4 protein-coding genes are annotated in these 10,299 nt (G+C 74.1%); 2 read left to right on the forward strand and 2 right to left on the reverse strand.

The annotated features are described in order from the left end of the window. Positions 1-2: 2 nt before the first annotated feature. Positions 3-7,664, forward strand: a complete 7,662-nt coding sequence (locus BM290_RS43870) for a type I polyketide synthase (RefSeq protein WP_093621934.1) — start codon at positions 3-5, stop codon at positions 7,662-7,664. A 108-nt stretch (positions 7,665-7,772) separates the two neighbouring features. Here the strand turns inward: BM290_RS43870 and BM290_RS43875 are convergent, their stop codons facing one another. Then, positions 7,773-8,621, reverse strand: a complete 849-nt coding sequence (locus tag BM290_RS43875; protein WP_093621935.1) for a helix-turn-helix transcriptional regulator — start codon at positions 8,619-8,621, stop codon at positions 7,773-7,775. Positions 8,622-8,707: 86 nt separating this feature from the next. On the opposite strand from BM290_RS43875, the gene BM290_RS43880 reads away from it, so the two are divergent. Further along, a complete protein-coding gene (locus tag BM290_RS43880; protein WP_093621944.1) occupies positions 8,708-9,493 on the forward strand; it encodes an SDR family NAD(P)-dependent oxidoreductase in 786 nt (261 codons plus the stop codon). Positions 9,494-9,566: 73 nt separating this feature from the next. Here the strand turns inward: BM290_RS43880 and BM290_RS43885 are convergent. Continuing rightward, positions 9,567-10,299, reverse strand: a 733-nt coding sequence (locus tag BM290_RS43885) for a ricin-type beta-trefoil lectin domain protein (RefSeq protein WP_177320150.1), incomplete at its 5' end; no start/stop codon positions are given.

Genomic DNA, 10,299 nt, shown 5'->3' on the forward strand with positions numbered 1-10,299 from the left:
CGATGGGCCAGCAGGACCTGATCCGGCCGCTGTCGCACGTCCTGCAGGACAACGCCCGGCAGCACGGTGACCGGCTCGCGTTCGCCGACGACCACCGGCGCGTCACCTGGGCGCACATGGCCGACCGGACCGCCGGGTTGGCGTCCGGGCTGGGTGTGGGACGCGGCGACCGGGTGGCGTTCGTGCTCGGCAACAGCGTGGACCTGGTCGAGGTGCTGCTGGCCACGGTCCGGGCCGCCGCGGTCGGGGTGCCGCTGAGCCCGCACGCCACCGACGCCGAGCTGACCGCGCTGCTGGCCGACTGCGAACCGGCCGTGCTGGTCACCGACGGCCGGCACGCCGATCAGGCCCGCCGGGTCGCCGGCGCCGTCCGCGTGCTCGTGACCGGCGACATCCCGGCCGGGGACACCGCGCCGCGAGACGATCTCGGCCTGGACGAGCCGGCGTTCCTGCTCTACACCTCCGGCACCACCGGCTCGGTCAAGGGTGTCGTCTCCACCCAGCGGGCCGCGCTGTGGTCCGCTGTCACCTGCTACGGACCGGTGTTCGGCCTGACTCACACCGACCATCTGCTCTGGCCGCTGCCGATGGCCCACAGCTTCGCCCATTCCCTCGCCGTCCTGGGTGTCACGGTGGCCGGGGCCAGTGCCCGGGTCACCGCCGGGTCCAACCCGGCCACACTGGCCCGCCTGCTCGCCGAGGAGGCGCCGACGATGCTGGCCGGGGTGCCGGTCACCTACCGTCAGCTGCTCGACGCCGGGCCGATCGACGGCTCCTCGCTGCGGCTGTGCCTGACCGCCGGCGCGACCAGCGACCCGGTGTTGCGATCCGAGGTGGAGAAGCTGCTCGGCGTCCCGCTGTTCGACTGCTACGGCAGCACCGAGACGTGCGGGATGATCGCCGTCGAGCGCCCCGGCGCCCCGCGCACGCCCGGCAGCAGCGGCCTGCCCGCCCCGGGCGTCGAGGTGCGGCTCGTCGACGGCGAGATCAGCGTGCGTGGACCCAACCTGATGCTCGGCTACCACCGGCGTTCCGACGGGCTGACCGACGGCTGGTACCGCACCGGCGACCTGGGCCGGTTCGACGCCGACGGCAACCTCAGCGTCATCGGCCGGGTCAGCGACGTGATCAACCGTGGTGGCGTCAACGTCGACCCCGCCGAGGTGGAACTCGCTCTGCTCGCCCTGCCCGGGGTGCGCGACACCGCTGTGGTGGCGCGCGCGCATCCGCTGCTCGGCGAGGTCCCGGTGGCCTTCGTCGTCCCGGCCGACGAGTCCGCCGACCCGGCCGGGCTGCTGCGGGACCTGGCGCGACGGCTGTCGGCGTACAAGGTCCCGGAGGAGATCGTCTTCACGCCGGTCATTCCGCGTACGCCGTCCGGAAAGCCCCGCCGCCACCTGTTGCGGTCGGCGTTCTCCGCCGACACCGCCGACCGTTTCACCGGCACGTCCTCGGCCGCGCTGGTCAACGCGGAGGTGGCCGCGCTGTGCGGACCGGTCACCGATCCGGACATCGCGTTCGCCGACCTGGGGCTGACCTCGATGGGCGCGATGACCGTCTGGAACAGGCTCAGCCGGCGCACCGGACTGCGGCTGCCCGCCACCCTGCTGTGGGACCACCCCACCCCGGCCGCGCTGATCACCTGGCTGGACGCGCGGCTCGCCGGAGCCGCCACCACCACGAGCCGGCGGTCGCGGTCACAGACCGAGCCGATCGCGATCGTGGCGGCCGCCTGCCGCTACCCCGGCGGTGTCCGCAGCCCGGAGGACCTGTGGCGGCTGATCGCCGGCGAGGTCGACGCCACCGGCGAGTTCCCCACCGACCGCGGCTGGGACGTCGACGCCCTCTTCGACCCGGACCCGGACCGGCTCGGCACCAGCGTCACCCGGCGCGGCGCCTTCCTGTACGACGCCGCCGACTTCGACCCCGCGTTCTTCGGGATCTCGCCCCGCGAGGCCCTGGCCACCGATCCCCAGCACCGGCTGCTGCTGGAGATCGCCTGGGAGGCGTTCGAACGTGCCGGCATCCCCGCGCCCAGCCTGCGCGACAGCGACACCGGCGTGTTCATCGGCCTCATGTCCAGTGACTACGGTCCCCGCCGGGACGCCCACGAACTCGAGTCGCACCTCGCCATCGGGTCGACCGGCAGCCTCGCCTCCGGGCGCATCGCCTACACCCTGGGTCTGCGCGGCCCCAGCCTGTCCATCGACACCGCCTGCTCGTCGTCGCTGGTCGCGATGGACCTGGCCGCCGCAGCGCTGCGGGCCGGCGAGTGCGGTCTGGCGCTGGCCGGCGGCGTGACGGTGATGGCGTCGCCGCAGTCGTTCGTCATGTTCAGCCGGCAGCGGGGCCTCGCCGCCGACGGCCGGTGCCGGCCGTTCGCCGCCGGCACCGGTGGCACCGCCTGGGGCGAGGGCGCCGGGATGGTCCTGCTCGAACGACTCGACGACGCCCGCCGCAACGGGCACCCGGTGCTCGCGGTCCTGCGCGGCTCCGCGGTCAACGCCGACGGCGCCTCCAACGGGCTCACCGCCCCCAGCGGCGAGGCCCAGCGTGACCTGATCCACCTCGCCCTGGCCGACGCCGGTCTGCGGCCCACCGACGTGGATCTGATCGAGGGCCACGGCACCGGCACCCGGATCGGCGACCCGATCGAGGCGAACGCGCTCGTCGACACCTACGGCCGGGGCCGGTCGGAGCCGGTCTGGCTGGGTTCGGTGAAGTCGAACATCGGGCACACCCAGTCCGCCGCCGGCGTCGCCGGGGTGATCAAGGTGATCGAGGCGATGCGGCACGGCGTGATGCCCCGGTCGCTGTACGCCGAGGACCCGTCCCCGCACGTCGACTGGTCCGCCGGAGCACTGAGACTGCTCGACGCCGCCCGGCCCTGGCCCGCCGGTCCGCGTCCACGCCGTGCGGCGGTGTCCGCCTTCGGGCTGGGCGGCACCAACGCCCATGTGATCATCGAGGAGCCGCCCGCCGCGGAGCCGGACCGGCCGCCGGCTGCCCCGCTTCCCGGATGGACGGCCGCGCCATGGCTGCTCGGCGCCACCGACGAGGACGGCCTGCGTGCCCGGGCCGCCCAGCTCGCGGCGCTGCCCGCGGCGGGACAGCCGGGCCCGACGTCGCTGGATGTGGCGTTCTCCCTGGCCACCGGCCGTGCGCCCCTGCGCCACCGGGCTGCTGTGCGCGCCGGCGACCGGGAGGGGCTGCAGGCGCTGGCCGACGGCGCCCCGCACCCGGCCGTGACCCGGATCGTGACCCGTCCGGAGCCACGTGTCGCTTTCCTGTTCACCGGCCAGGGCGCGCAACGACTCGGCATGGGCCGCGAACTGGCCGCCGCCTTCCCCGCCTTCGCCGCCACCTACGACCAGGTCTGCGCGGCGTTCACGCCCTACCTTGCGCGGCCGTTGCGGGAGGTCGTCGACGGCGCCGACGCCGGCCTGCTGCACCGTACCGACTACGCCCAGCCCGCCCTGTTCGCCTTCGAGGTGGCACTGCACGCGCTCTACCGCGCCTGCGGCGTCCACCCGCACCGGCTGGCCGGGCACTCGATCGGTGAGCTCACCGCCGCGTACGCCGCCGGAGTGCTGTCGCTCGCCGACGCGGTCCGTCTGGTCGCCGCCCGGGGCCGGCTGATGGCCGCTCTGCCGCCCGGCGGCACGATGATCGCGGTACGCCGCACCGAGGCCGACGTCGCGAAGCTGCTCCCCGACGCCGGTGACCTGGTGGCGATCGCCGCGGTCAACGGTCCCGACGCGGTGGTGCTCGCCGGACCCGAGGAGGCCGTGACGGCCCTGGCCGAAAGGCTGGACGCCCGATACGACCGGCTGCGCGTGAGCCACGCGTTCCATTCGCCGCTGCTCGACCCGATGATCGACGAGTTCCGGGTCGTCGCGGAGTCGGTCACCTACCATCAGCCGTCGGTCCCGGTGGCGAGTGCGCTTTCCGGTTCGCCCGACCTGGCCGGCGCCGATCATTGGGTACGCCACGTGCGTGACACGGTCCACTTCGCCGGCGCGATGGACGAGCTGGCCGCCGTGCCCGTCTCCGCGTTCGTCGAGATCGGCCCGGCCGCGGTCCTGTCCGTGCTGGCCGAGCGGTGCGTCGCCGCCGACGCCTTCCTGCCCGGCCCGGCGACGCTCGCCGGGTTCCTCGACAGCCTCGCCACCCTGCACGTGCACGGCGTGCCGGTGGACTGGGCCGCCGTCTACGCCGCCAGCGGCGCCCGGCGCTGCGACCTGCCCACCTACCCGTTCCGGCGGCAGCGTCACTGGCTCGACGGCACCGAGCGGCCACCGCTGCTCGCCGACCCGCAACCGGACGCCGACGGCACCCGTACCCGCAGCTCAGGAACCCTGTCCACGACCCGCCAGCCGTGGCTGGCCGACCACATGATCGGCGCCGGCCCGATGGTCCCGGCCGCCGCCCTGGCCGAGATCGCCTTCCGGGCCGCGACCCCCTCTTTCTCGCCCGCGACCGCCTCTTTCTCGCCCGCGACGGCCTCTTTCTCGCCCGCGACCTCCCGGTGGCGGCCGCTGCGGCTCGCCGAGCTGTCCCTGGGCACGCCGCTGACGCTGACCGGCCCGGTCGACGTCCAGGTCGTCGCGGACGCCCCGGACCACGACGGCGACCGCGAGCTGACCATCTGGTCGCGGTCCACCGGCTCGGCGGACCCCTGGACCAGCCACGCCACCGCCACCCTCACCGCCCCGACCGGCCGGAGCCCCGCGTTGCCCGCGACCTGGCCGCCGCCCGGCGCCCGGCCGATCACCGTCGACTACACCCGGCTGACGGACGCCGGATTCCACTACGGCCCGGCGTTCCGTGCGGTCACCGCCCTGTGGCGAGGACCCACCGAGGTGTACGCGGAAGTGGCCCTGCCACCCACGGTGGCCGCCGACGCGCCCCGGTTCGGCGTGCACCCCGTCCTGCTCGACGCCGCCCTGCACGCCAGCCTGCTGGCCGAGCCGCCCGACCGGCCGCGGGTGCCGTTCGCCCTCGAAGGCGTGGAACTGCACACCACCGGCGCCGCCACCGCACGGGTCGTGCTGTCCCCGGTCACCCCGGACACCACCCGTGTCACCGTGACCGACCCGCTCGGCCGCCCGATCATCACGATCGACGCCCTGGTGACGCGCCCCATCGGCGTCCAGGACCGCACCGTCCACCGATCACTGCACCGCCTCACCTGGCCCGCCGCCCCGACCGAGCGGGACGGCAGGCCCTACGAGATCTGGTACGCCGCCTCCGGGCTCCCGGCCTCCGTCTCCGGGCTCCCGGGCGCCGTCTCCGGGCTCCCGGCCTCCGCCTCCGGGCTCCCGGACGCCGCCGCTGGGCTCCCGGCCTCTGACGAAGGCCGCACCTTGATCGCGTCGTCCGGGCCTGGCGCGATTGCGGCCGACCCACCGGCCCGTGCTCGGGCGCTGCTCGAGCGGACCCTCACCAAGGTCACCCAGTGGCTCGCCGGCGACCGGCCCGGCCGTCTCGTCGTGGTCACCGAGCGGGCCACCGGCGACGACCCCGACCCGGCCGCCGCCGCGGTCTGGGGCATGCTCGGCAGCGCCCAGGCCGAACATCCCGGCCGTCTCACCGTCGTCGACCTCTGCGGCGACGCCACCTCGGCCGCCGCCCTGCACGAGGCGGCCGCCCTGGCCGAGCCCCGGGTCGCCGTCCGGGCCGGGATCGTCCACGCACCCCGACTGGCCCTCGCCGGTGCCTCGGACCCCACCGCGCCGGCACCGGATCCGGCCGGCACCGTCCTGATCACCGGCGGGACCGGCGCTCTCGGCGCGATCCTGGCCCGCCACCTGGTCACCGCATACGGGGTACGCACCCTGGTGCTCGCCAACCGCACCGGGGCCGTACCGGCCTGGGCCGCCGACCTCGACGCCCAGGTCACCGTCACGGGCTGCGACCTGCGGGACCGCGCCGCCGTCGCCGTCCTCGTCGACTCCTGCGGACCGGCGCTGACCGGTGTGTTCCACCTGGCCGGAGTCCTCGACGACGGTGTCCTCACCGCGATGACCCCCGCGCGCCTCGACGCCGTGCTCGCACCCAAGGCCGACGCGGCCTGGCACCTGCACGAGGCGACCAGCCATCTGAACCTGGCCGCGTTCGTCCTCTACTCCTCGGCCTCCGGGGTGATCGGCCGGCCGGGGCAGGCGAACTACGCCGCCGCGAACGCCTTCCTCGACGCCCTGGCCGCCCACCGCATCGCCCATGGCCTGCCCGCACTGGCCCTGGCCTGGGGACTGTGGGACAGCGACGGCCACGGCATGGCCGGCCGGCCGTCACCCGGCCCGGCACGCCGCGCCCTGACCGACGGCGGCATCCGCGCGATCACCGCCGAACAGGGCATGGCACTGCTCGACCGGTCGCTGCGCGGCGCCGACGCGCTGCTCGTGCCGCTCGCGATCGATGTCCCGGCCACCGGTGCGCCCGCGATCCTCACCGGCCTGGCGCCCGCCGCCCCCGCGGCCGTCACCACGGCTGCGAAGCCGGTCGGCTGGCGCGAGACCCTGGCCGGGCTGCCGGTGGACGAGCGTCCCGCGGCCCTCACGAGACTGGTCGGGACGGTGATCGCCGACCTGCTCGGCTTCCCGGACACGACCGCCCTCGACGCCGGCCGCCACTTCAAGGACATCGGACTGGACTCGCTCGCCGCCATCCAGCTCCGCGACCGGCTCAGCACCGCCACCGGTGTCCGGCTGAGCGCCACGATCGCCTTCGACCATCCGACACTCGCCGAACTCACCGACCACGTCCGCTCCGCCATGGGCGACCCCACCGACGGCGAGCCGCCGGTGGCCCAGCCCGCGCAGACCGGCGGCGAACGGTTCACCGCCATCTATCATCGGGTGATCCGCGAGCAGGGTCCGTCCGCGGCGATGACCTTGCGTTACCTGGCCTCGTACGGGTTGCCCACCTTCGACGCCGACGACCGGGCCGCGCACACGCCCGCCCCGCTGCGGCTGGCGACGGGTCGTTCGTACCATCAACCGGTCTTGATCTTCTTGCCCGGCTATCTGGCCCTGCACGATCCGGCGCCGACCGGTCTCGGCCAGGCGCTCGACGGGCACTACGACCTGCACATGCTCGCCCACCCCGGCTTCGGGACCCGGCCCGGCGCGGTTCCGGACAGCGTGGCGACCCTGGTCCGTACGCATGCCGCATCGGTGCGGGAGCTGGCCGGCGACCGTCCGTTCGTGCTGATCGGGCACAGCACCGGCGGTGGGGTCGCCCATGCCGTGGCCGCCGGTCTGACCGCCGAGGGCGTCCCGCCGGCGGCGGTGATCCTGGCCGACGCCCATCACAGCGCCGCCGGTCGTGAGGACCCGCGGGCGCTCGCACTGGTCGCCGCGGACCGCAACCGCCCGGCGGAATTGTTCGACGGTGTCTTCTCCGATGCGGTGATGATCGCCGGTGGCGCCTACGTGCGGCTGTTCGACGGCTGGGAGCCGGAGCCGTCCGAGGTGCCGGCCCTGCTGGTGCGGGCGGTCCCGACGAGGGAGATGCGCGAGATCGATCCGGACGGGCAGTGGCAGCCGTTCTGGCCCGGCTCGCCTGACGTGGTGGACGTTCCCGGCGACCACTACTCGATGCTGACGACCGACGCCGCCGCCACCGCCGACGCGATCATGGCCTGGCTGGCCGGCCGGTGATGGTCACACCTCCGCTCGGCGTCGTCGGCACGCCTTCGCCGTGGGTGTCCGCCGGACGGCCGTCGCGGGCAGTACCGCCGATCACGGACACGCCGACACCGGTCGGCGTCAGCTCGCATGCAGGGTCTGGGTGCCGATGACGTCGAGCAGGGCCAGCGCCTCGGCGGAGGAGGAGCCGCGGGCGGCGCTGTAGAGGATCAGGTGCTGGTCGCGGTCGGTGAGGGCGAGGGAGTCACAGTCGACGGTGACCGGCCCCACCATCCGGTGGTGGAACGTCTTGGTCAGCATGGGCCGAGCCTGCACGTCGTGCCGGTGCCAGAGGCGGGCGAACTCGGCGCTGCCCGCCAGAAGGTCGTCGATCAAGCCGGTCACGGCAGGGTCGGACGGATAGCGGGTACGGGCCACGCGCAGCTGCACAGCGGCGTGCTGCTTGAACTCCCCGGCGTCGGAGATGCCGTAGATCGGCGTGTCGGCTGCGGCCGGATCGAGGAAGGCGCGCCGGGCGAGGTTGCGGTCCTCCGGGGGCACCTCGGCGAAGTCCTCCATCAGGGCGGCCGCCAGATCGTTCCAGGCCAGCACCTCGAACACCGCGGACGTCACGAACCCGGCGGTCTGCGGAAGCCGCTCCAGCAGGGCCAGGATGCTGGGGCGTACGTCGCGGCGGTGCAGGCCGGTGCGGGTCGGGGCGGTGCCGGCCAGCACGTGCAGATGGTCGCTCTCCGCGTCGGTGAGGCGCAGGGCGCCGGCGATCCCGGCCAGGACCTCGCCGGACGGGCGCGGGGCGCGGGCCTGTTCCAGGCGGACGTAGTACTCGGTGGAGATGTGGGCGAGAACGGCCACCTCCTCACGGCGCAGGCCGGGGGTGCGGCGGCGAGGACCGGCGGGAAGGCCGACGTCCTGGGGGCGCAGCCGTTCCCGGCGGGTACGCAGGAACGCCGCGAGCTGGATCTTGTCCATGGTCCCAGTCTGCCCGGTTCCAGCCTGCGGATCCTGGTACCGGTTGTGCCTGCCTCCGTCCCGGCGTGGGGCGCAGTGTCGTCGGCATGACAAACGCAAGCGCTTTCGCACCCGTCGGCCTGCTCACCGGCAAGGTCGTGCTCATCACCGGCGCCAGTCGCGGGATCGGGGCGGCCGCTGCCCGGCTCTTCGCCCGGGAGGGTGCCGCGGTGGTGCTGGCAGCCCGTACCGTCGGCGCTCTCGACCAGCTCGTCGACGAGATCCGTACCGCCGGTGGGGTGGCCGACGCCGTGCCGATGGATCTGAGTGACCGTGGGAGTGTGCGCTCGGCGGTGGCGCGGGTGCAGCAGTTGCACGGGCGGCTCGACGGGGCCTTCAACAACGGTGCGGTGGGGCAGCGGCAGCCCGGCCCGGTCGACGCCACCAGCGACGAGGACATCGACGAGCAGTACATGATCAACTTCCGGGGTCACTGGACCGCGATGACGGCCGAGGCGGCGCTGATGCGCGAGCACGGCGGCGGCGCGATGGTGAACACGTCGAGCATCGGCAGCCGGCGGGCCAATCCGGCGCTTCCGGCGTACGGGGCGATGAAGCGGGCCTTGAACAGCCTGACCGAGACCGCGGCGGTCAACTGGGCGCCGTACGGCATCCGCGTGAACGGGATCACGCCCGGCGGGACCGCGACCGAGATGATCGAGGAATGGGAGGCCGCGACACCCGGCATCAAGGACCGGATCACCGCGAGTTCGCCGTTGGGCCGCATGGCCGAGCCGCGGGAGGTCGCCGAGGTCGCCGCATGGCTGCTCAGCGACCGCGCCTCCATGGTCAACGGCGCCATCGTTCCGGTCGACGGAGGCGCTGGAGCATAGCGGCCCGCCCGCACGCGGCGAAGCGGTGCCGGGCTTCGAGAAACCCGGCACCGCTCCGCTGTGATCGATCGGGTCAGGCCAGGCTGAATCTCTGGTTGGCCTGGCCGTTGCAGTCGTAGATCTGGATCTGCTGGCCGTTGGCGCTGCCCCAGACGTCCAGGCAGCGTCCGGACTGCACGCCGGTGATGGTGCCGTTGGAGTTGACGTTCCACTGCTGGTTGGTCTGCCCGTTGCAGCTGTAGATCTGCACGGCCGCGCCGTTGCCGGAGCCGGCCGCGTCCAGGCAGCGGTTGCCGTACACCGTGAGCTGGTTGCTCGCGGTCAGGGTCCACTGCTGGTTGGTCTGGCCGTTGCAGTCGTAGAGCTGTACCCGGGTGCCGTTGTTCTGGGACGCGCCGGGCACGTCGACGCACCGGCCGGACTGGGCGCCGAGGATGCGCTTCGCGTCTCCCGACGGGACCGACGGCGACGGCCCGCCGCTGCTCGGCGGCGGCGAGGACGGGCCGGGACCCGCGGAGTTGAGGACGTTGAGCACCGAGTTGTACGCGGCCTTCTTGTTACCGCTGCTGTCGAAGAGCAGCGGGCTCTCGTTCGACCGCCACGAGTCGCTGTCGCGGACGCCCCACACGGTGATGCCGATGCAGCGCGGCACGTTCATGCAGGCCTGGGTGAGACCGGCGTACTGCGAGGTGGAGGAGTTGGTCACGTCGACCTCGGTGAGGGCGACGTCGACGCCGAGCGCGGCGAAGCTGGACAGGGTGGTCTGGAAGTTGCCGGGCAGGGAGCTGCCGCCGGTGAAGTGGGTC

The sequence above is a fragment of the Actinoplanes philippinensis genome (genome assembly GCF_900113015.1).
Lineage (GTDB): Bacteria > Actinomycetota > Actinomycetes > Mycobacteriales > Micromonosporaceae > Actinoplanes > Actinoplanes philippinensis.